The sequence below is a fragment of the Paenibacillus durus ATCC 35681 genome (assembly GCF_000993825.1).
GTDB classification, from domain to species: domain Bacteria; phylum Bacillota; class Bacilli; order Paenibacillales; family Paenibacillaceae; genus Paenibacillus_AQ; species Paenibacillus_AQ durus_B.
Genome location: NZ_CP011114.1, coordinates 257,553 through 279,381, shown reverse-complemented (window position 1 = coordinate 279,381; position 21,829 = coordinate 257,553). Strand labels below are relative to the sequence as shown.

Here is a 21,829-nt window from a genome sequence, read left to right as displayed (position 1 = left end):
CTCATCACTCCTAATATTAGGCGTTTCTCAGCCTGCTGTAAGCGGCTATGCCTACGAGGCCCAGTGTCAATCTGGTACGGATCATCATTATGGTCGCCTTCTCGAACCTGCCCAGTTGTCCGAATTCCGCTTCGCAATATACGGGCAGCGCCTCCCTTACGTGAGGGTTGTTGATTAATTGGCTTATGTAGCGATACCTTTGCCGGAAGGTTACCGTCTTGGAAGGCTTCAAATAAATGTAGATGCAGGCCATGGCCGTCTTGATAAAACGAATGGCTTTCAAACGCTTAATAAGAGGCTCGGACAGGAGCTCTCTATAGATTTCCGGCGGTTCCGTCTGATAAATCCGGAGTGCCTGGCCGAAGTAATCTTTTTCCATAATATTCCTAGTGGCGCTCCCCTGCACCTCTCTGTAGTGGTAACCCGTGTAATCGATATATCTCATAGAAGCGGCCCGGGCAAAAAAATGAATATTGAACAGCGCGTCCTCGCCCAAAGCCACCTTTTCCGGAAACTTGATGGAATGCTCCGAAATGACGCTCCGCTTGTATATCTTATTGACCGACGTATTCAGATCATCGGCCTTCAAAAAACGGGGCAGGATTTCCGCTTGGATAAATTCCCTGTCCAGCAGCCTTCCTTGGGCAAAAGGATATCGGGTGACGACCGGCCGCCCGTCGATCTCGCTCTCCAGATTCGAGACCACGGCATCGCAGCGCTCAAGCGCCGCCAGGCCGTACAACGTGCTGTACATATCGCTTTCGATGTAATCATCAGCGTCAACGAAGCCGACATATTCCCCCGTAGCGATCACCAGCCCCCGGTTTCGCGCCATGCTCACCCCCTGGTTCTCCTGGTTGATCAGCCGGATACGGGGATCATCCTTCATCGCGGCTTCGATGATCACCCGGCTGCCATCTAGAGAGCCGTCGTTGACAAAAATGAACTCGCAATCCGTAAGTGTCTGGGCTTGAAGGGACCGGATGCACTCGGCAAGATAAGGCTCCGCGTTAAATACCGGAATAATAACGCTGACATTATACCGCACTAAGAACACCCTCCTTCGCATCACTCTCGTCCATACAGCGGTATAGCTTCTCCAGTTCACTGCTATTGCCATAATCGGCTTTCCGGCAGTGATCCGCCAGCTTCTCACGCACATCGGGACGGAGGTAAAGTTCCTCTATGCCATCCGCGATTCCCTCCACCGACAAGGCTGTGATCCTGCCGTCAATTCCGTCCGTCACCTGACTGCGGGACGTTGTGTAATCGGTAATCAGCACCGGCTTCCCGAGAATCTTGGCTTCCGTAACCGTAACCGCCTTCCCCTCATAACGCGAGGGCTGAACGTACAGGTCTGCGCAGTGGATATACGGATAAGGATTGATCTGCTTGCCCAGAAGAATAAATTGGTCCTCAAGCCCGGACTCGGCGATCAGTTTCCGGATTAAATCCTCGTCTCCACCGTAACCGACCACATACCAGGCGATATCGTCATATCCCCGGTCTTTCAGCAGCTTGAGCGCTCTGACCGCGTTGTCAATTCCTTTGGCATGCGACAATCTCGCCACCGTAACAAGCTTGAAGCGCGGGTCCCGCGCCATATCGCCGGCGGATTCTTTTACGGCCATGGATCGGATAAATTCCGGCGAGGTCATATTCTCGATGACGATCACCTTATTTTTAAGACTCCCATATTTTGCTAAAAAAGACTCTTTGCAGGCTTCAGATACCGCCACAATGCGGTCGAACTTGTCCCACGTCTTCAAATCCATGTCCACATTCGTCTCAACCGTGGAGTAATCCGTATGAATCCAGGCGATCTTCGTTCTTGCCGACACCTTGTCAGCGACAAAATCATGCGGCCACAAATAGCTGATGGCGGCATCATATTCCGGGTCCAGACGGGGAAGAAAAGGAAGGGTGTATTTCCACATCAACTGCATTTGGAAGTACCCTAATTCCTTAAATCCTTTCCTCTTCCCTACCGCTGAAGCATGCAGTCTGGATAAGAGCCGTCCCAGCCCGATCATGAAATGTCCGCTGCGGAAGACTTCATATATAGACTTGCGGAACGTCGCATAGGGCGGCTGCTCGGGAAGAAGCCTCGCTGCGGACGGCAGCAGTTCCATAAATTCTCCGGTGTGGCGGTACAGCATGAGGTCAACGGCATAGGATGGGTAGTCAAAATGGTTAAGCATGCCCGCCAGACTGCGCTCTACTCCGCCAACTTCCATATCATATGAAGCGATCAGCAGTTTTTTCATCTCTGCACACCTACCGTTTTTCTCCAGGCCCACAAAAAAGGCCGCAGCGGAAAATATAGAAAATGCAAATTTTTCGGCAGAGGCAGCGTTTCCGCATCCTCCGGATAGGGAAAAAGAAAGCTCAGGATAAACTTAAACTTCTGAATCGGCGCAAGCAGCGCAAATTGATGCCGCTTGTGATAAGAGGCAACGTCCTCAGGAACGGGGATGGAATGCAGATTGATCATCCGTTCCAAGTAGAACATCGCCTGCTGCGCCATTGCCCGCGATTTCGGGGCGCGCTCCATGCTGCGAAGCCCGGCGGAGATCTCGGCGTCCAGCAGTCCGCCGGCCAGCGTCAACGCCTGCCCGCCGGCATGGTAGTAATGATATTTGCGGAGCAGAGCGGTCAATTTCCCGGCATCCGGCTGTTGAAGCAATAGCTGTTTGATATCCAGCAGCCACCGCAGCCTCGACCATCCGTGCCGCGCCCCGTGGGAGACGAGAAACAGGAACAAGTCCTCCTGCCCCAAATAAGCGATCGGCTGCCGGGTCAGATCGCTAATCCGCCTGCGGCTCCACAGTTCTTCAAAGTCAGGCTCTCTAGAAGGAGCGGGATTAAGTCTCCAGTGAAGCTCCACTTTGATTCCTTTTTTCGGATGGGTAAAGGTTGTATGGTGATGCCTCCACTTCCAATCGTTCAGAACGGTATGGATATAATCGTCTTTCACATAGCCGAGACCGGCCAGCAAGGACTCCGCCGCATCCAGTTCGGTAAGCGGGATCAGCAGATCCAGGTCACAGGAGGTTCGCAGGGATATATCGCCATAGAGATCCTTGGCAATGACCGGACCTTTCAGAAAAAGCGCGCGGATATTCTTTCGGTCCAGCTCCCCTCCAATAAACTCCATTTCACCGCTCAAATGAAGCATCTGAAACGTATTCCGGCTGTAGAAATTATAAAGACAGCTGATTACTTCGGCCGGCACCGCGTCCTCCCTCAGATTTTTCAGCTTGGGATAAAGATTAGGGTACACGCGGTGATGCACAGCCAGCTCGATAAACGCTTCCCAGTCCATCCCACGGAACAGCTCCGGACGGCGGACAGGCAAATCCTCCACCTTCTCCGCGCCAAGAAGCGCCAGAAGAAGCTGCATTTCGGTTGATAGGACTTCCGTCTTCAGAGCAAATGGATTTCTCATGGGATATCTCCTTACCTCCGAGAACATAGCGAACAAGAAAGTCAGATTCGTTCTATTTAACGAACACAAACAAAGCGTAACATTCTTGGCAGAAAGTTGTCAATTGTCAGAGCGCAAAAACAATAAATTGATCCCGAACCGGCAGGGATATGCTATATTGAAACAAAGAAAGGGGGGATTTTGCTTGAAAAACATCGTCGTGTTCGGCGCAGGGGGACATGCCAAAGCGGTCATCGACGCCATTGAACGGGAAGGACGATACCGGATCTCCGGGCTGCTCGACAGCTACAAAGCCGCAGGCTCCGAGGTTTACGGGTATCGGGTTCTTGGAAACGAACACTATATCGCCGATCATCGGGAGAACATTCATGGGGGCATCGTCGCCATTGGGGATAATTGGACCCGGGCTCTTGTCGCCGCCCGCATCGCCGCCCTCTACCCGGGCTTCCCCTTCGTGACGGCTGTCCATCCGGGCGCCTGGATCGCCAGGGGAGCGGAGCTCGGTCAAGGCACAGCCGTGATGGCGGGGGCCATCGTTAACAGCGATACCGTAATCGGCGAGCACTGCGTGCTGTATCCGAAGGCTTCGGTCGATCACGACAGCCGGATCGGGGATTATGTCACATTGGCTCCGGGCGCGACGACAGGCGGGAATGTGACGGTCGGCGAATACAGCGTTATCTCCCTGGGAGCGAATGTTATCCACTCCGTTAGCGTGGGAGAGCATACCGTTATTGGGGCGGGGGCCACCGTTCTATCCGATATTGGCGGCTACGCCGTAGCTTATGGGACGCCCGCCGTCATCGCAAGATCGCGCGCAGCGGGCGAACGGTATCTGTAATGGAGGGGATGCGCGGTGCAGCCGCACCGCAAGGATCCCATTGGCGGTCGCACCGCAAGGATCCCGTTGGCGGTCGCACCGCAAGGATCCCGTTGGTTACGGATTAGTTCAGGTCTCCTGCTGGAAAACGTCGAAAGTGCAGGTTTTTTCGAGCAAAAACGGGAGTTAGCGGGAAAAACCTGTTATGGCGCAGGAATTTCAGGCTTTTCTAGCTGGATTGGAGAGTTGGACAGGAAATAACTGTATTTTTTCAGGCATCCCATCCAGCGAAAAGCTACAAGTCCGACAAAAGATGTACAATTTCAGGTTTTTGCAGGGTTCGTTTGGTTTATTGGGTTCTTTTGGTTCGTTTGGTTCGTTTGGTTTATTGGGTTCGTTTGGTTTATTGGATTCGTTTGGTTCGTTTGGTTTATTGGATTCGTTTGGTTCGTTGGGTTCGTTTGGTTCGTAGCGCCTCGCTGCAGCTCGTATCAAACCACATGTTTGCCCGTTCCTCCGGTCACGGTGGTAATCCATGCCTGTTCCCGATTCAGCAAGTTACGGATTCTGCCCGCTAATGATTCAGTCCGTTTCCAAAATCTCAAGTTCCCATTTTCGCAAGTTCCCGATTACGCAAAGTTACGGATTCGCGAACAGCAGGGACCGTCCGGAAATCCGGGCGCCTAACGGGCAGGGTTCGCAACCTTCCCCAGCGAGCGCTGAATGCAGTCAATCACCCGCTGCTGCTGCTCCAGTGTCATGCTGGAGCCTGACGGAAGGCAGATGCCGGATCGGAACAGCCGCTCGGATACGCAGAGCGTCTCGCTATGCGGATAGAAGAGCGCACGCTCGAAGATCGGCTGAAGATGAAGCGGCTTCCACAAGGGTCTTGCTTCAATATTATCTTGGGCCAGCGCCTTTAACAGATCGCTTATCTTGACTCCGGTATCCTCTTCGTCAATCGTAAGCGCAGTCAGCCAACGGTTCGAACGCGTACCCGGCAATTCCGGCATGAACTCGACGCCCTTCAAGCCCCCGAAAGCCTCCCGGTAGTTCTCGAATACCGTTCTTCTGGCCTCAACCCGCTCATCCAGTACCTGAAGCTGGGCACGGCCCACGCCCGCAAGCACATTGCTGAGCCTGTAATTATAGCCCACAACGCTGTGCTGGTAATGCGGCGCTGGATCTCTCGCCTGGGTCGCCAGGAAGCGCGCCTTGTTCAGCGCCTCTTCATCATCGGATACAAGCATGCCGCCGCCGGAGGTCGTAATGATCTTGTTGCCGTTGAACGAGTAAATGCCGAACTTGCCAAGGGTGCCGCTCGCCTTGCCTTCATAGGTGGAGCCTAATGATTCTGCGGCGTCCTCAATAACCGGCACATCATAGCGGCCGCATAAAGACATGATTTCCTTCATCTTGGCGTTCTGCCCGTACAAATGAACGACGATAACCGCCTTGGGCAAACGGCCCTCCCGGTCCGCCTCTTCAAGCGCCCGCTCCAGCGCTTCGGGCGACATATTCCAGGTCTGCGGCTCGGAATCGATGAATACCGGCTCGGCTCCGGCATAACACACGGGATTGGCGCTCGCTACAAAAGTAAAGCTTGAGCAAAATACCCGATCCCCGGGCCCGGCACCAAGCAGACAGAGCGCAATATGGATGGCAGCTGTGCCCGAACTCAGGGCAACCGCTCCGCCCGCGCCCGTATATTCGGCAATCTCCTGTTCGAAGGCATCGACATTGGGGCCGAGCGGCGCAATCCAGTTCGTATCAAACGCTTCATTAATATATAGCTGCTCCCGTCCGCTCATATGAGGCGGGGACAGAAAGATCCGTTCATTTGCCATCCTTATCAACCTCCACTTCCTTCTTCTTTGTTCACGCCTCCCTGAAATACAGGCATAGTGACGTGGTTTCCGCTGCTGATGCCTTCCGATCTGACGACTTTAAGCAGCGTCATGCCCAAAATCTTCAGATCCAGAGCGAAGCTGTAATGATCGACATACCACGTATCGAGCTTAAATTTCTCTTCCCAGGAAATCGCGTTTCGTCCGTTCACCTGCGCCCATCCGGTAATTCCCGGCTTGACCAGATGACGGCGGGCCTGCTCCTCCGTGTACAGCTGCAAATAGCTCATGAGCAGGGGCCTTGGACCGACCAGACTAATATCGCCGTTAACCACATTCCACAGCTGGGGAAGTTCATCCAAGCTGTATTTGCGAAGAAATTTCCCGAATGATGTCAGGCGGATATGATCGGACAGAAGCTCGCCCGAGGCGTCCCTCTCATCCGTCATCGTCCTGAATTTATAGACATGAAATGGTTTGCCATGGAATCCGGGCCGCGTCTGCTTGAACAGAATCGGCGAACCGAGCTTTAACCGCACCAGCAATGCCGTTCCCGCGATAACGGGCGACAGCACAATCAACAACGCCAGCGATACCGCCAGATCAAATGCTCTTTTCATACGAATCTCACCCCTATGAGAATATCTTCCTCATTCTTGCAATATTCTCCGGACCGACTACCCGGCTGACCGTCCGCTTTACGCCGCTCCTTATCCGGACGTGAAGCGGAAGCCAGGACTGCGCAAAATGATGAATCGTATAGCTCTCCTCGCTCAGGTAGCTTCCGCCATTAATGTAATCGTACGGACTAAAGTAAGTCCGGGGATAGAAGGTTACTCCGTTCTCCGTCACCTGATACTTTCCGTTAAGCTCCAGACCGTGCCGTATGCAAATTTCGCTGATCACAGCCGTGTTGGTCGTCGTATCCGGCGAGCCGTCCGGCAGGAGAAAGCTCCGGCCCTCGTAATAATCCAGCAGCTCCTTGATCCAGGGGTGTCCGGCGACCGCCCCCATCGTGCCCGATTGCAGAAAATGCCCATCCTCAAACCCCGAGAAAGCCTCCAGCTCCAGAAAGCGGTCCAGCGGCCTGATCACTTCAACATCCGTGTCCATATAGATTCCGCCTCGGGTATATAAAGCGTGCAGCCGGGCATAGTCGCTGACAAACGCATATTTCCGGTGTTCATAGGCTTCCTTCACATACCGGTTAACCGTTACGTCGAAGTTATCCTCGTTCCATTCCACGAATTGAAAGCCGGGCAAATGCTTGTGCCAGCTCTTGATGCATTTTTGAAGCTTTCCCGGCTTCTCGCCGCGGCCGAACCAGCAGTAATGGACAACCTTGGGGATCTTCGTCGAAGAATTCATCCGTCCGCCTCCTTAGTTGAACCAGGTGATAATGTTGCTTCTATAATCAATGCCGAGTGTGATCACATTTTCATAGAAGAAATAGATAAGGTACACGATCAGGACAACCAGATACACCAGCTTCTGATCCTTTCTGCGGAACGCCTTCACCATCCATGCCGTAAGCAAAATCTGATAAAGGGTAAAATAGATCGCCAGTCTGGCAAAAATCCAGTTCTGGGTAGCGACCAGCATCAGTACAAATCCGATCAGCGACATGTTGACAATAATATCAATGTCAGGGAACTGCGCGCTCAGCTTCTTCCTGCCAAGATAAGCAATGACCAGCGGCAATCCGAAAAAGGCCACCCGCACAACATTGGCGCCGCCCTCCGACAAGGTCTGGTACACGCCATACTGCGTATCCTTGATCGCCGAGAACAAAACTTGCGAGAATTGACTGTAGCCGAAGACGATCAGGACCGCGAAGCCGAGCAGCATCAGGGTCGAGGCCGTCCAAGCTTTTCTCCTAACGATGAAAAAGATCGGAATCAGAATCAGCGCGCTTTGATGGAACAAAGAAGCGAACAGGACCACCGGGATATACCTCTTCCAGTTGCCTTCAAACAAATATTTTGTCGCGGCGAATACGATCGAAGTCGCCAAATACTGCCGGATTCCGTTCATGGAGACGATAAACGCGCCGGAAGTAATGTAGATATACACGCCCAGCTCGAACAGCCGCGCGTATTTATGCAGCATCATAATAATGAGCATGTTGGTGATAAACGCCGTAATCAAGATCATGTACTGCGGATCGTTCGTGTACATCTTCAAAAATTTTTGAAAAATATTAAAGCCGATGTCGTCGTTGGTCCACACATACTGCCAAGTGAAATCATCTGTGAGATATGAATGGATATACATCTCCGTATCGCCAATATTCTTCCGGAGCCCGGCAACAAGACAGAACAGGACGGCCGTAGCTAGGAACAGGACACGATTAGGTCTGACGGTTGCAGGAAGAGATACGTCCGGCGTGGAGAAGTACCTGGCCGAAAGCGAGAACAGATAGGCAAAAGCCAGGAGTATCCATAATACGGTCATTGGGAGTCACTCTCCTGAACCGGCCTGATCCTGCTCGGCGTTTCTGTCGCGGAAATCGGCGCTGCGCGCTGCGTCCGCCGAATGTACAGGTACAGCAAGCTTCCCAGCGGAAGCGCCAGCACAGTCATTCCCTTTCGCGGGGACTCCGCAATAAATTTCCGGTTCCCCATGATCAAGCTGCTGGACACGTAATGGACCGCTTCGCGAAGCCTTTCCTTGAACGAAGGCGCATAAACCATCGCCACTTTCCGAAAAAAAGCGAAGCCCTGCGGGTTTTTGCGATACTGATTCATCATGTTCAGGCTTGAGCCGTCGGCTCTGTATTCCACATGGCAGAGCACCTCGTTCATGATCAGCAGCGGGAGTTGCTGATCGATCAGCAGATATTTATAGGAGAGCGGAACGTATTTCTCGCCCGGAAAAATCGGGTAAGGCGGAACGCTGCTAGTCATGGCGGTACGGTACACCAGCTTCTTGTCGCCCTTGACCTTCCACTTGGCGTACAGGCCGCTAAGCGTCGACGCTTTCAGCCCCTCCGGCATGTCCGTTCCGATAATTTCCCCGTCCGGCGAAGCGTCCAGGCCCACGATACCGGCATACTGCTCGCTTCCATACTTCTTCCAGAAGGTGAGAATTTTATCCACCGCATCATCGGCCAAATAATCATCCGAATCGATGCAGACGTTAAGCTCCGTATCAATCCGTTCATAGGCCGCATTATGCCCGCCGTGCATGCCCAGATTGTCCTGATAGTGATAACGGATGGCTATTCTGCCTTCGCTTATCCAGCCCTCTACCAGTTCTCTGGTCCGGTCCGTGGAGCCGTCGTCGATAATCAGCCAGACAAAATCCTTGCAGGACTGCCTAAGCAGGCTCTCATAGCATAGATGGAGGGTATGCGCTCTATTGTAAGTCGGAGTAAAGACCGTAAGCGAAGGAACCATTGTAATCACCTCGGGTTAAGAATTGGCCGCCACGCCGAATGGTAGAAGGAGGCCAGCCACGCGGCGGTCTGCGCGGAGTCATATCCGCTTTCGCGCAGCTGCTCCGCTGTATCCGCATGCTCATAGGAGGAATCCAGCACCGCCAGCGCCCAATAGTCTGGGGAGTCCTGCAGACCGATAAACCGCACCCTGCCCGTTAAATCCGCCTCCCTGGTAATTGCGCTAGAGGCGATGCATCTCAGTCCTGCGGCCTGCGCTTCGACGAGAACGACAGGAAGCCCTTCGTACAGGGAAGGGAACAGGAACAGATCCATGCTCTGCATCAGCCTGGAAATATCCGAACGTACGCCCAGGAAGGCGACATTGCCGCTTAACCCCAGCTTTTCGACTTTACGCCGGACCGCCAGCTCCAGATGTCCCGCCCCAACCAGAACCAGAAGCACATTGGGATTTCTCCGGTAGATGCTCTGAAAGATGTCAATCAGAAACGTGTGGTTCTTCTGCTCGTTAAACCGGCCGACATGGCCGATCACCAGACGCTCGCCCGCCTGAAGCTCGTCTCTCACCTGTTCGCGCACAGAAAGGTCTAATGCGAACTCCCGAAGGTTGATGGCGTTATTCATGACAATCAAATCATCTGTCTTCTCAATCCTTTTGCCGAACAGCCAGCGTCCCGCGTTCTTCGAGCAGGCAAAATACCGGGTTGGATTATCCTTCATGACCGCTTTCGCGTATACGCGGAAAGGAAACTTTAAATCCAGTTTCAGGTCGCTTAAATGGCTGTGTGCGATCCGGCACGGAATTCCGGCCTGCTTCGCCGCCCGCAGAACAAAGCTGCTGTTCTCATTGATGTGGGAATGAACGACGCGGTATTCCGAGTGTGTGCCAAAGAACTCCGCCAATTTTTTAAAGTACAGCCTGTAATTTCCCGGTCTGATCGGCGGCATGCGGTAGATGACCCCGCCAAGCGATTCGATTTCGTCATCATAGTGGCCTCTCTCCAGCCGGTGAACCATAAAGTCAAACTGAATTTTGCCTCGGTCCATCTGACGGTAGTAGTTCATGAGCATAGTCTCCAGTCCGCCCCGATTCATCATGGTGACGACCTGAAGAATTCGAACGGGTTCCATTGTCCACACCTCTCGTATTCTTGATTCGCAATTGGTTGATTACCTTCAACATCAGATAGATCCCCGTAGCCACTCTCCATTTTCCCAGCAGGAAAAAGATTCTCCAGGCTTTGGTGCAGTACCTCAGCTCAAATCCGGCAAACGCCGAGACCACTTCCCACTTGGAGACAAGTAAGTGAATATCCTTGATTTTGGCAAATGGCGATGCCTTGTAATCTTCACTTATAATGTTGAGACCGAGTCCCAGTATATTGATGCACACCCGGTTGCGGAGCGCCTGAGTATATTCTGCCGGCAGTTCATGCTCTGCAATAAAAGAGTTCATATAACCGTACAGCTTGCTGAATTTACTCTCCAACAAAGGGTTATAGCGGGAGGTAATGGACGAAGTGTTGGATTTCCAGTAATGATAGAACGGGCGATTTAGAAAGACGAAGGAGGATGCATAGTGACATACCTGGATGTTAAAAAGTGAGTCCTCATTGGTTCCGATAATTTCCAGATCGATAAAAGAGGCGGCCGCTCTGTGAATCAGATCCGCCCGGTACAGCTTGCCCCACACGGGTCCCCAGGCGTCCAAATAATCAGGCTGCGCCAGTTCCTCTCTCAGCGGACCAAACAGCCGTCTCGTAATATGCTCCTGAACCTCTTCACCCCGGTATACCTTCACATCCGGCAGCCGGAATATTTTCTCTTTCGCGTGCGTACCGAACTCGCGCACATACGTGCACATGACAATATCCGCATCCTCGTCCTCCGCCGTTTGGCGCATCGCCATGAGCATCTCCCGGTCGGCCCAATCATCCGGATCGACAAAGGCGATGTACCTTCCCGCTGCGTGCCTGATGCCTTCATTGCGGGCGGAAGATACGCCGCCGTTGCTCCGGTTGATGAGAACTATGCGGTCGTCTCTTCCGGCATATTGCTCAAGAATGGGGAGACTGCCGTCCGTCGAACCGTCGTTAACCGCGATAATCTCCAGATCGCCGAAGCTTTGGCTGAGCAGACTATCCAGACATCTCGGCAAATAAGCTTCCATATTATATATGGGCATGATAACGCTGATTTCCGGCTTCATATCCCTCCTCCTCTCCCATATGCTTTGAGTAAATTGACGCAAGCTCCTCTACGACCGATGGCAATTTATAAGCTTCGGTAAGCTCCAGGCTTCTCTTGCCGAGCCTGCTCCGTAACTCCATGGATCGGCACAGGCGAAGCATATGCTCGGCGAACGGCTCCTCCTGACCCGGTTCAACGATATATCCGTTCTCTCCGTGCTTCACGAGCTCCGCATGACCCCTGTTGCTTGTTGCGATAACGGGAAGGCCGCAGGCCATCGCTTCCATAATATTGACCGGCAGTCCCTCCCTTAGACTTGCCGAAACCGCCGCATCGCACATGGGCAGCAGCCGGTCAATGTCTTTCCGGTAGCCGAGAAAGTCCACTTTGTCCGCAATCCCGAGCTCCAATGCCAGCTTGCGGCATTGTTCCTGCAGCGGGCCTTCTCCCGCGAGCAGAAGCTTGATTCTGGGTTCTTGATCTTGAACCCGGGCCAGGGCGCGAATGAGCAGCTGATGATTTTTATTTCCGTTGAATTCCGCGGCATAGAACATCAGGAAATCCTCCGGCCCATAGGGAGAATCCTGCCTTAGCCTGGCCTTCTCCACCTGTGTCACCGGCTTGAATCTGTCCGTGTTGACCCCCACGCCATGCACATGCTCAATTTGCCGCGCTTTGAACCTCCGCCGGGCGGCCAAGCGATAATCTTCGTCGTTAATCGTGATCAGACAGTCCGTCAGCCGCGAAAGACCCTTCTCGATCGGGTAATACAGCAGCCAGTTCGTCAGCGGCGACCCTTTGCAGAAATGAAAGCCATGGGCGGTATAGATTACCCGAGTTCCCTTGTTACGGGAATTGGCTGCTGCCAATCGGGCCAGAACGCCGCCCATCGGGGTATGGGCATGAATAATCCCGTAGTCATTCTGCCGCATAATTTCCCTTAGCTGACGATAAGCTTCCAAGTTACCCCGGCGAAGCGGCGACCGCTCAATCGGGATATTAAATTTCTTGTCTACGTAAGGAAGGTCAAGCCCGCCCCTGGCCGCGATATGAACCTCCCAGCCGCGCTGCTTGAACCATTCGAGCACTGGTAAATGAAAGGCGCTGAAATGGTAATCTACCGTTGCGCAAAACAACACTTTTCGGGACATAAGCCGTCTTCCTTTCCATGGCGTCTAGACGACTGTCGCTTTCTTAAGCGGAGCCATTTCAAAGCGGTTGTTGGCAATATCCAGCAGCATCGTTCTCAGTTCTTCGATGGACAGCGAATCGTAGACCTTGAGCAGATGATTAATGGATTCAAAGTTAACCTCGTATGATTTGCCGACATAGATTTTGGGATAAACCTGCACTTCATGAACTTCCGTATCCCGCAGTAGCTCTTCATACAGCTTCTCTCCCGGTCTCATGCCGGTGAACTCAATGCCGATTTCCTCGGTGGAGTAGCCCGACATGCGGATCAGATTTTTGGCCAAATCCACAATCTTGACCGGCTCGCCCATATCCAGCACGAAGATTTCTCCTCCGCGCGCCAGAGCGCCTGCCTGAATGACCAATCGCGACGCCTCGGGAATCGTCATGAAATACCGGACCATATCCGGGTGCGTGACGGTTACCGGTCCGCCCTGCTCAATCTGCTTCCGGAACAGCGGGATGACGCTGCCGCGGCTGCCGAGCACATTGCCGAATCGAACAGCGACAAATTTGGTCGAGCTGAACCGGTCATGGTGCTGAATAATCATCTCGGCAATCCGTTTGGTTGATCCCATCACACTGGTCGGATTGACCGCCTTGTCCGTTGAGATCATGACAAACGTGCCGACTCCCGCCACGCTGGCGGCCTGCGCGACATTCATCGTGCCGATGATGTTATTCTTGACCGCTTCCTCGGGATTACGCTGCATAAGCGGCACATGCTTGTGAGCTGCGGCGTGATAGACCACGTCCGGACAGTGCAGCTCCATTAAGCTGATGATCTTGCTTTCATCCTGCAAATCCGCGATTTCGGTATAGAACTGGATGCCGGAATCGCGGAATTTCGCTTTCAGCTCGATTTCAATCGTATAGATGCTGTTCTCTCCGTGGCCGAGCAGCACCAGCTTTTTCGGCCGGAATCTGGAGATTTGCCTGCATACCTCCGAACCGATGGAGCCGCCTGCTCCTGTGACGAGGACAACCTTTCCCGTGACATAATCGGAAATTCGGTCAATATCCAGCTGAACCGCTTCCCTGCCCAGGAGATCCTCGACCTGAATATCCCTGATTTGGCTGACGGAGACTTTGCCGCTCGCTATATCCTCCAGCATGGGAATGGTCTGTGTTTTGGCGGAGGTATTGGTGCATTCGTCATAAATGGTTTTTAGCTGGTTCTTGGAAAGCGAAGGAATCGCGATGACAATATGTTCAATTTGATACCGTTCAGCCAGCTCTACAATATCTGTTGTTCCGCCGACAACGGGAATCCCCATGATATCGAGGCCAAGCTTATTCAAATTGTCATCAATGAAAGCGACCGGCTTCAGCGCTTTGTTCGAACCGGACATGAGCTGTCTTGCCACCATCGTTCCGGCCGCGCCCGCACCGATGATCAGCGTCCGCTTGGCGTTATCCGGCTCGCTCTGCGTCTCTTGCTTGTCATGGGCGGCTCTGATGATCCGCCAGCAAAAACGCGACCCGCCGATCAGCAGCATATGCAGCAGCCATGTCACCAGCAGCAGACGGTATTGAACGTTGCCCGAGAAGACGTATTGAACGGTAGCCGCGGCAACCATGGAGAATGTCACCACTTTGCTGATGAGGATAATTTCTTCAACGCTGGCATATTCCCAGGCTTTCTTGTACAAATGGTACACAAAAGCAAAGAGATGATGACTCAGGAGCAATGCAACCGAACTGATAACCACCGGATGTGTAAATACATTAAAAGAGGCGTTCACCAGGAAGCTTCCCGCGAAAATAGCCGTCAACACAATAAACGAATCCAACAACATCAAAATAGTTAGCCGATGCTTACGAAACAACGTCGTCCACTCCCTCCCAAAACGAATCAATCCTGCGGCTGTCCCTGTTCCTAACCCCGATTAAGCAGGCTTCCTAGTATCCTTACCTTCCCGAAATCCAATAGGCGCTTGGCCTCGAGAGCTTTCTTCTGCTGCGTCTTCCCGCTGCTGACAACCAATACGGCCCCGTCGCACCGGCCCGCCAGCGCGATAGCATCAGGTGTTTCCAATACCGCAGAGCAGTCAAATAAAATAACAGTGTATTCATTTCTTGCCCGGTCCAGAAATTCCGACATCGCCTGCGAATCGAGCAGATCCGCCGCGCCCGGCAGATGCGATCCGCCCGGGACGATGGATAGCCTCTCCACATCTGTGGGATATACAGTTTCCGTAAAATCCATGTTGGAAGCTAATCCATCGGCAAGTCCGGGCCATTGTTTGATGCTGAATACCTGACCCAGAGCAGGGTTCTTGACATTGGCGTCCACCAGAAGCACCTTATCTCCCCGCTGAGCGAAGCTTACCGCCAAATTTACGGCGGAGGTCGTCTTCCCTTCTCCCGGCGAAGGAGAGGTGATGACAAGAGAGATTCGCTCCTTCTTTCCCGCTGCAATCCGAATATTATTCCGTATCCTTCTGTATTGCTCGGCAGCGGCCGCTGTGGGACTGTTATGCACAATAAAGCAGCCGTATATCGCCCGTGAATCCAGCTTTTTCTCCCTATGAGCCAATGGCTTCACCCCGCACATACTCATTTTTCCGCCTTGAATTGCCGATTGAATCCTTGCGCTGCAGCTTGGGAACGGCTCCCAATGAATCTACGCCCAATATCCGTTCAAGATCCCTTTCGGAGCGGAGGGTGTCATCCAGGGATTCGAGCAAAAGGGCAAGACCCAAGCCAATGACAAGGCCCGCTATTATGCCTGCGATCAGTGCACGATTGCTCGGCGGATTGATGGGCGCGGGATTCGGCGATTCCACCGCTGCCGTAAGAACGCTGATTCCGTTAAAGCCCATACGCTTGCTCACTTCCTCGGTAAACACGCGCACGACGGCATTGACGATTTGCGGCGCGAGGGCAGGGTCCGGGTCTACAACCGAAATGATTGTAACAATGGAATTGTCCACACTTCCTACACTGATCTGATTGCGCAAGCCTCCGGCCGACCTTTGGATACCCGAGTCCTTGATCACGCGTTCCAGAACCACCGGTTCACGAATGAACACCTTGATTGTGCTCAGCTGCTCCGGAGTAGCCGCGGGAATCATAATTCTTGCCGAAGTAGAGTACAGGGGCACTTCTGGCTGCGAGCTGTACAGGCCGCCCAGCACGGCGAGAAGGACAGTCGTTAGCACAATAATCCATAATCTCCGTCTGATAACCGCTGCCCATTCCTTCAGATTAATTTCCTTGACCGGAACTCTGGATGAAGGCGCCTTTTCGTATACCTCGTTGTCATCTTCCACATGTTCACCCACTTTAAAGAGTAACTTTAATAAAGAACATTTTTCATTAATTTTAGTTCTTTATATAGAACATGTCAACTATTAGTCCCTTTATTTCATGGATATTGTTCGTTTTTACGACCGGCTAACTGTTCGTTTACACGCACAGAAAAAAGCATCTCCAAAAGCAATTTGTATTGCTTCTAGAGATGCCTCTTTTGCTATTCAGCCTATAGCGAAACGGGGGTCAGGCGGGGATGATCGTCTTTAAGAAGCGCTTAACACCGGAAAGCCCCTCTTGCTCAAGTACGGTTAGGATCTGCGTCCCGATGATTGCTATATCGCATTTGCCCTCCAAAAAACGCACATCTTGATCGCTCTGGATGCCGAATCCTACAGCGATTGGAGTTCTGGCTATGCTGCGGACGCGAGTGATAAATGCTTCTGTCTCCTTGCCAAATGAAGTCTTCGTCCCAGTCACTCCCTTTCGCGCCGCACAGTACAGAAAGCCGCCGGTTACTGCCGACAGATAAACAAGGCGCTCGCTGGATGTATACGGCGTAACGATCAGGATAGGCTCCACCCCATTTTGACGGCAAGCCTCCATAAATTCCTGGCTCTCCTCAGGGTAGGCGTCCGGCACAATCAGACCCTGAATGCCTATTGCGGCGCACGCTTTAACGAACTCTTCAATCCCATACTGAATGACAACGTTATAATAGGTCATGAACAAAAAGGAGAGGCCGGGAAAATCCGTGACCACACGCTCCGCGAATTCCAGGCATTGTTTCGTTGTTGTTCCGCTCGCCAGCGATGCTTGATTGGCATGCAGAAACACCGGTCCGTCCGCAATGGGCTCCGAGAAGGGCAATTGAAGCTCGACAAAGCGGGCACCGCTCTCTTGAAACAAACGAATCATTTCATAATTCGTGTCAAAATCCGGATAGCCGAGAATTTGGTGAGTCATGATCTGGATCGGCTGCCCGGATGGGCTGCCTGTAATCCGTTCAGCGAGCCGCATTTTCGAATTGCCGGGCTTTTCTCCGGATAAATGCTTTCCATTCATCATCTTGCAATCCCTCCGCTACATTAAAAATGTCTTTATCCCCGCGTCCGGACATATTAATTATGAAGATATCAGACCCCGAAGATTCCGTGATATCGTTAAACGCTCCCGCAAAAGCATGCGTGGACTCCAGCGCGGGAATCAGCCCTTCCGTCTTCATGATAATCTCCAGCGCTTCCACTACCTCCGTATCGGTTGCAGCCGTGAACCGCACCCTGCCCCGCTCGGACAAGTCGGCCAATATCGGAGATACGCCCACATAATCGAGGCCCGCAGCAAGGCTGTACGTATCCTTCATTTGCCCGTCGTTATTTTGCAGAAAAAGGGTCTTAAATCCTTGAGCGACGCCCGCCTTGCCTTCACCGTAAGCAATCCGGGCCGCATGCCTGCCGGACCCCTGACCTTCTCCGCCCGCTTCAACCCCCACCAGCTCAACATCGCCATGCGGATAGAACGCTTGAAATACACCAAGGGCGTTCGATCCGCCGCCAACACAGGCGTAGACCCGGCTTGGCAGCCGGCCTTCCGCCCGCAAAATCTGTTCTTTGGCTTCTATACCGATCACAGCCTGAAAGTAGGACACAATGGCAGGGAAAGGATGCGCGCCCGATGCGGTTCCCAGAACGTAATGCGTCGTCTCAAAGCTGGACACCCAATCTCTCAGCGCTTCGTTGATCGCATCCTTCAACGTTCGTGAACCGTAATCGACGGCGATGACTTCAGCCCCCAGCCGTTTCATCCAAAAAACATTGGAATACTGACGTTCCATATCCTCCCGGCCCATATATATGGTAGCCGTGAGCCCAAGCTTCGCCGCTGCGGTAGCGGTAGCCACTCCATGCTGTCCCGCCCCCGTTTCGGCTATGACGCGCGTTTTCCCCATTTTCTTCGCCAGCAGGACTTGACCGAGCGCGTTGTTCAGCTTGTGGGCGCCGGTATGATTCAAATCCTCGCGTTTAACATAAATCTTCGCGCGGCCGAAATAATCGGTTAGCCGATCCGCATAGGTAAGCGGAGTAGGGCGCCCCGAGTAATCCGCCAGCAGTGAACAATACTCTTGCCAGAACGCTTCATCCTGTTTAATAGCTGCAAAATGCTCCTTGATTTCCGCAAATGCGGGGACAAGGATTTCGGGTATGAACGAGCCTCCGTAATTCCCATAGTAACCATCGTCTTTTACCAATGCTTCAGCCGCAGCGGATATCGTTTGAAATACCGTTTTATGCCCGGACATCATTATTCTCCTTTCCCGTTTCCTTCGTTGGGTGATGATATGGCAACAATATCTCGCGCCGTCTCCGAATCCGTCACCAGAACATCAATCCATCTGCCCTTGAGCGCCGCTGTAATAGCCGTGACTTTAACTGCGCCCCCGGCAATTCCGATGACCATGGGTATCGCGCGAAGCTCCCGGGCGGTCAGACCAATCAGCCGGTTGCTGCCCGGAAAGCCGATCACCTGTCCTCTTTCATCCAGAAAGGATGCGCACAGATTGGCAGCGGCGCCCAGCTTTTTCAGAGCTGCCATATCCTCCCCGCTAAAGCTCCCCGATTTGACCATGGTCGCTTCTTCGCTTACTTCGCCAATGCTTACAACCGCTACACGGCTGCTCTTGGCTAGCTCCAGCACATTTGCAATCTCCGGCTCTTGCCGCAACAGCATGCCGGTCTCTTCGTTTGCCACCAATGCAGGCGCGTGAAACATCGAGTATTTGGATTTCAGCTTGTTCGCAAAAGCCATGGCATTGGTGCTTGCATGCCAGGCCGCGCCATCCGATCCCCACCCTCCAACCAGGGGGACAAATTGCAGTCCGTCCCGTGCAAAATAATCCATCTCCTCGGCTGTGCAGCCTATCGTATGCCCTGCCATAATGCCGACTATATCGCCATCCCTCAGTACGGATTCGAGCAGCGCGGCGCCAGCTCGGCCCAGCAGGGCAGGAAGCCCGGCAGGTTCCATATCAGAAGAATCGACAACCAGCGCATCTTGAATGCCGAAGGCATCGATGAGCGACTTTTCAAGTTCCTGTTCGGCTGAAAACGGATTATTGATCGAAATACGTACAATCCCTTCATTCTTGGCGGCTGTCAGCATCCGGCTTACATGAGGACGGGATATCCCCAGTCGTTTGGCGATTTCCATTTGGTTCAGCCCTTCCTCGTAATACAGCTGGCAAATCTTTACTAATAATCGGAAGCGATCTTTATTCTTCTCCGTCATAATGCGGGCATGCACATCCCTTCACACTCAATGTACAAATGTTCATATATTGAACAAACGTACTACACTTCATGAGTATATCGCTTTTTTCCTTATTTTTCAAACTAAAAAGGAACTGCCCCATATGTCATTTTCATGACAAATAGAACAGTTCCTTCGCCCGGTCAATCTAGACATTACTGCAATATATTATTATTGAATCTATCATTTGCTTTTAGCGAGAGCTTCGCTTTAACCAGAATGTTACCCTCTATCGTATAAGGAGGTGCGCCCACGCCTGCATACTCGGTCGAGATTCCTTTTGCCGGCAGATTGGTTGTAATTTTGTTCTTTCGAATCACCGCGCTCAGCACATCGTATGGATCGTTCCGCTTCCAGTAGTCGTTGATCTTGATGAGCTCCGCGCTGCTTGAGGCAAGGTTATTGGCATTAACCACATTATTCTCCACAACGGCGCTTCGAGCCGCCTGTATACTAACCGCCTGCGCGCTGCCGCCGGGTAATTCAAAAGTGGAGTTCTTCACCGTCAGATTTAATTGCTTATTCTCTGCGTACAGCAGACCCGCCCCTTGGACATTGCCTTTGAAGGTACAGCCGTCAAACAAATAATCTCCCGCCAGTGCAGCGGAAAGCGTGCCGAACTTCCCTTCTTCGGATGCTTCAAACTGGCAATCCTTATACGTTCCCGGCGGCAGAGAAAGCCCGTAATCGGAGTTATAGCGGATGATCTTCAGATGATCGAACACGCTTCCTGAAACCGTATTCCCGGTCAAGCTCCGCAGAGCCGGCTCCCCGGTAATCGTAACATTGGACAGACGCAGCGGATTTTTGCTGATGCTTAGGCCCGCTTCCACTTTTTTCGTAATGTTGATATTGACATTGGAGACCTTGATTCCGTAAGCATCCTTCGCGCTCAAGGCGAGCGTGCCGTTCGTTATCTCCATTCCATCAATGACGATATTCGGCCCCTCGAAATAGGTAATGGAATCATTCAGTTCATTGTTCCGCAGGGTGACGTCATGATAAGCATAAATGCGCGCCCCGTCAAAATGGTTATCGGACACCCAGGCGTTTGTAAAAGGCGGGGAGACTGCAAGCCCGATCGCTTCCTTGGAAGCAAAATGATTGCCGTCCACCCAGGCGTTCCGGCCGTCATAAAGAATGACATCGTACACGGCGTTGTTATAGAACTGGTTGTTTTTAATGGTGATGTTTGTATTCAGGTAGCCATTCTCCCCGTATCCTCCTTCCACATCAATGCCGGATTGCGGCGCTGTCCCCTTTATGTCATGAAGCAGATTTCCAAAAATTAGTACATTGTCGGCTCCGCCGACCGTAATTCCCTGACGGCGGTTGAATGCGGACTCCGAGTTCCGGACGGTAATATTCCGGCTGACGACACGGTTCCATACCTCCAGGTAACCACCCTTGGACGATGCCTTATTAAACACCAGATGAAAGTAGGCGGCCCCGGCTGGAATTGCCAGTTGATCCCGGACCTTGGCCGATATCTTCTTGATCAACTTCCCGTTCTTTTGGTAGAAATAGACCTCGAAGAAAGGCGGCAGCTTTTGGACATTGGAAATTTCAAAGACCTTCTCTGATTGAAGAATCGGCGCGGTAAGCGGAATCGGCGTTTTGGTGCGGATTTTGTGCTTATCGCTCACTGCATTTCCTTTTGCATCCAGCGCTCCGGAAACAAACCCTCCCTCATACAGGTCCTTAATCAATTTACCAACGCCGCCAATCGCCATCCCGTCTCCGGTAAAATTAATAGTCTTGACGCCATCGATCACAACATTTGACGCACCCTCAACCAAAATACCGTAACCGTTCTCATGCGTGCCCGCGCTGTGGGGATTGTCTTTTTTAGAGAAATCATGCTGCTGCTTATCGCCGCTGTAAGTTCCGCCCTGCAGCGTTACATTGTTAACCCCGTAGCCCAAGAACATCGTCTCGTACCGTTCTTTTCCGTTCGCTTCCTTTTGCAGCACCGCGTCATCCGGCATGATAAACGTCATATCGCTGACCATGTTGATCCGGCTGTCCTTATCGATTAAGTACGTTCCGGACGGCAGTGTCGCCGCTTTAACCCCGTTGTTATGCAGGCTTCTTAGCGCTTCATTAATGCCTTTGGTCGTTTCCACGGGATGAGTTCCGTCATTGTAGATATTCCATTTGGCTAAATTAATCGTCCCATCCGGCGGGTTCGGGGAATCCTGGCCATAGATCTCCAGCGGCAGCAATCCGATCAGCACAACGGTTAATGGCAGAATGAACTTCCGCAAATGCTTGTGCATTCCTGTCCCTTCCTCCTGTTCAAGATTCAATCCGCATATCATTCGTTCTTTAAAACGAACCATCTATTTTAGACTATCATGTTTTTTTTCAGATGG

20 protein-coding genes are annotated in these 21,829 nt (G+C 52.4%); 2 read left to right on the top strand and 18 right to left on the bottom strand.

Annotated features, from left to right (window positions below):
• Positions 1–16: 16 nt before the first annotated feature.
• The 3 genes from VK70_RS01285 to VK70_RS01275 are packed head-to-tail and all read right to left on the bottom strand — an operon-like array spanning position 17 to position 3,448.
• Positions 17–1,048 carry a glycosyltransferase gene (locus VK70_RS01285; RefSeq protein WP_025696180.1) on the bottom strand — a complete coding sequence of 344 codons (1,032 nt, stop codon included), beginning with the start codon at positions 1,046–1,048 and terminating at the stop codon, positions 17–19.
• Complete coding sequence (locus VK70_RS01280; RefSeq protein WP_025696178.1) at positions 1,038–2,267, bottom strand: glycosyltransferase; 1,230 nt, start codon at positions 2,265–2,267, stop codon at positions 1,038–1,040. The genes VK70_RS01285 and VK70_RS01280 overlap by 11 nt, the downstream gene beginning before the upstream one ends.
• The gene (locus VK70_RS01275; RefSeq protein ID WP_025696176.1) at positions 2,264–3,448 is read right to left on the bottom strand and encodes a nucleotidyltransferase domain-containing protein; all 1,185 of its coding nucleotides are present in this window, start codon (positions 3,446–3,448) and stop codon (positions 2,264–2,266) included. The genes VK70_RS01280 and VK70_RS01275 overlap by 4 nt, the downstream gene beginning before the upstream one ends.
• Before the next feature lie 184 nt (positions 3,449–3,632).
• Here VK70_RS01275 and VK70_RS01270 point away from each other — a divergent pair, with 184 nt between their 5' ends.
• Both VK70_RS01270 and VK70_RS27660 read left to right on the top strand, forming a co-directional pair.
• Positions 3,633–4,289, top strand: a complete 657-nt coding sequence (locus VK70_RS01270) for an acetyltransferase (protein WP_046722677.1) — start codon at positions 3,633–3,635, stop codon at positions 4,287–4,289.
• 184 nt (positions 4,290–4,473) lie between these two features.
• Positions 4,474–4,740 carry a hypothetical protein gene (locus VK70_RS27660; RefSeq protein WP_144415162.1) on the top strand — a complete coding sequence of 89 codons (267 nt, stop codon included), beginning with the start codon at positions 4,474–4,476 and terminating at the stop codon, positions 4,738–4,740.
• Between the two features lie 211 nt (positions 4,741–4,951).
• Here VK70_RS27660 and VK70_RS01260 read toward each other — a convergent pair whose 3' ends face one another.
• The 15 genes from VK70_RS01260 to VK70_RS01185 all read right to left on the bottom strand — a co-directional run bounded on the left by VK70_RS01260 (position 4,952) and on the right by VK70_RS01185 (position 21,733).
• Positions 4,952–6,115 carry an aminotransferase class I/II-fold pyridoxal phosphate-dependent enzyme gene (locus VK70_RS01260; protein WP_025695709.1) on the bottom strand — a complete coding sequence of 388 codons (1,164 nt, stop codon included), beginning with the start codon at positions 6,113–6,115 and terminating at the stop codon, positions 4,952–4,954.
• A gap of 5 nt (positions 6,116–6,120) precedes the next feature.
• On the bottom strand, positions 6,121–6,735 hold the full coding sequence (locus VK70_RS01255) for a sugar transferase (protein ID WP_025695708.1): 615 nt from the start codon (positions 6,733–6,735) through the stop codon (positions 6,121–6,123).
• A gap of 13 nt (positions 6,736–6,748) precedes the next feature.
• On the bottom strand, positions 6,749–7,483 hold the full coding sequence (locus VK70_RS01250; protein WP_025695707.1) for a glycosyltransferase family 32 protein: 735 nt from the start codon (positions 7,481–7,483) through the stop codon (positions 6,749–6,751).
• A 12-nt stretch (positions 7,484–7,495) separates the two neighbouring features.
• On the bottom strand, positions 7,496–8,569 hold the full coding sequence (locus VK70_RS01245) for an EpsG family protein (protein ID WP_025695706.1): 1,074 nt from the start codon (positions 8,567–8,569) through the stop codon (positions 7,496–7,498).
• Entirely contained in the window at positions 8,566–9,513 is a 948-nt protein-coding gene (locus VK70_RS01240; RefSeq protein ID WP_025695705.1) for a glycosyltransferase family A protein, read from the bottom strand. Before VK70_RS01240 ends, VK70_RS01245 begins: the two co-directional genes overlap by 4 nt.
• A gap of 5 nt (positions 9,514–9,518) precedes the next feature.
• The gene (locus VK70_RS01235; protein WP_233277750.1) at positions 9,519–10,577 is read right to left on the bottom strand and encodes a glycosyltransferase family 1 protein; all 1,059 of its coding nucleotides are present in this window, start codon (positions 10,575–10,577) and stop codon (positions 9,519–9,521) included.
• On the bottom strand, positions 10,534–11,721 hold the full coding sequence (locus tag VK70_RS26215; protein ID WP_081754854.1) for a glycosyltransferase family 2 protein: 1,188 nt from the start codon (positions 11,719–11,721) through the stop codon (positions 10,534–10,536). The genes VK70_RS01235 and VK70_RS26215 overlap by 44 nt, the downstream gene beginning before the upstream one ends.
• Positions 11,684–12,853 carry a glycosyltransferase family 4 protein gene (locus tag VK70_RS01220; RefSeq protein WP_046722675.1) on the bottom strand — a complete coding sequence of 390 codons (1,170 nt, stop codon included), beginning with the start codon at positions 12,851–12,853 and terminating at the stop codon, positions 11,684–11,686. Before VK70_RS01220 ends, VK70_RS26215 begins: the two co-directional genes overlap by 38 nt.
• A 24-nt stretch (positions 12,854–12,877) precedes the next feature.
• Positions 12,878–14,722, bottom strand: coding sequence for a polysaccharide biosynthesis protein (locus tag VK70_RS01215; RefSeq protein WP_025694699.1), 1,845 nt, complete (start codon positions 14,720–14,722; stop codon positions 12,878–12,880).
• A 50-nt stretch (positions 14,723–14,772) separates the two neighbouring features.
• Positions 14,773–15,441, bottom strand: a complete 669-nt coding sequence (locus VK70_RS01210; RefSeq protein WP_158454041.1) for a CpsD/CapB family tyrosine-protein kinase — start codon at positions 15,439–15,441, stop codon at positions 14,773–14,775.
• Positions 15,422–16,168, bottom strand: coding sequence for a YveK family protein (locus VK70_RS01205; RefSeq protein ID WP_025694698.1), 747 nt, complete (start codon positions 16,166–16,168; stop codon positions 15,422–15,424). Before VK70_RS01205 ends, VK70_RS01210 begins: the two co-directional genes overlap by 20 nt.
• A 226-nt stretch (positions 16,169–16,394) precedes the next feature.
• A complete protein-coding gene (gene trpA, locus VK70_RS01200) occupies positions 16,395–17,216 on the bottom strand; it encodes a tryptophan synthase subunit alpha (RefSeq protein WP_051505011.1) in 822 nt (273 codons plus the stop codon).
• Positions 17,155–18,450 (bottom strand): tryptophan synthase subunit beta, encoded by a 1,296-nt coding sequence (gene trpB, locus VK70_RS01195; RefSeq protein WP_411431690.1) that lies wholly within the window; start codon positions 18,448–18,450, stop codon positions 17,155–17,157. Before trpB ends, trpA begins: the two co-directional genes overlap by 62 nt.
• The gene (locus VK70_RS01190; protein ID WP_025694695.1) at positions 18,450–19,433 is read right to left on the bottom strand and encodes a sugar-binding transcriptional regulator; all 984 of its coding nucleotides are present in this window, start codon (positions 19,431–19,433) and stop codon (positions 18,450–18,452) included. Before VK70_RS01190 ends, trpB begins: the two co-directional genes overlap by 1 nt.
• A 176-nt stretch (positions 19,434–19,609) precedes the next feature.
• A complete protein-coding gene (locus VK70_RS01185; RefSeq protein WP_025694694.1) occupies positions 19,610–21,733 on the bottom strand; it encodes a right-handed parallel beta-helix repeat-containing protein in 2,124 nt (707 codons plus the stop codon).
• Positions 21,734–21,829: the final 96 nt, after the last annotated feature.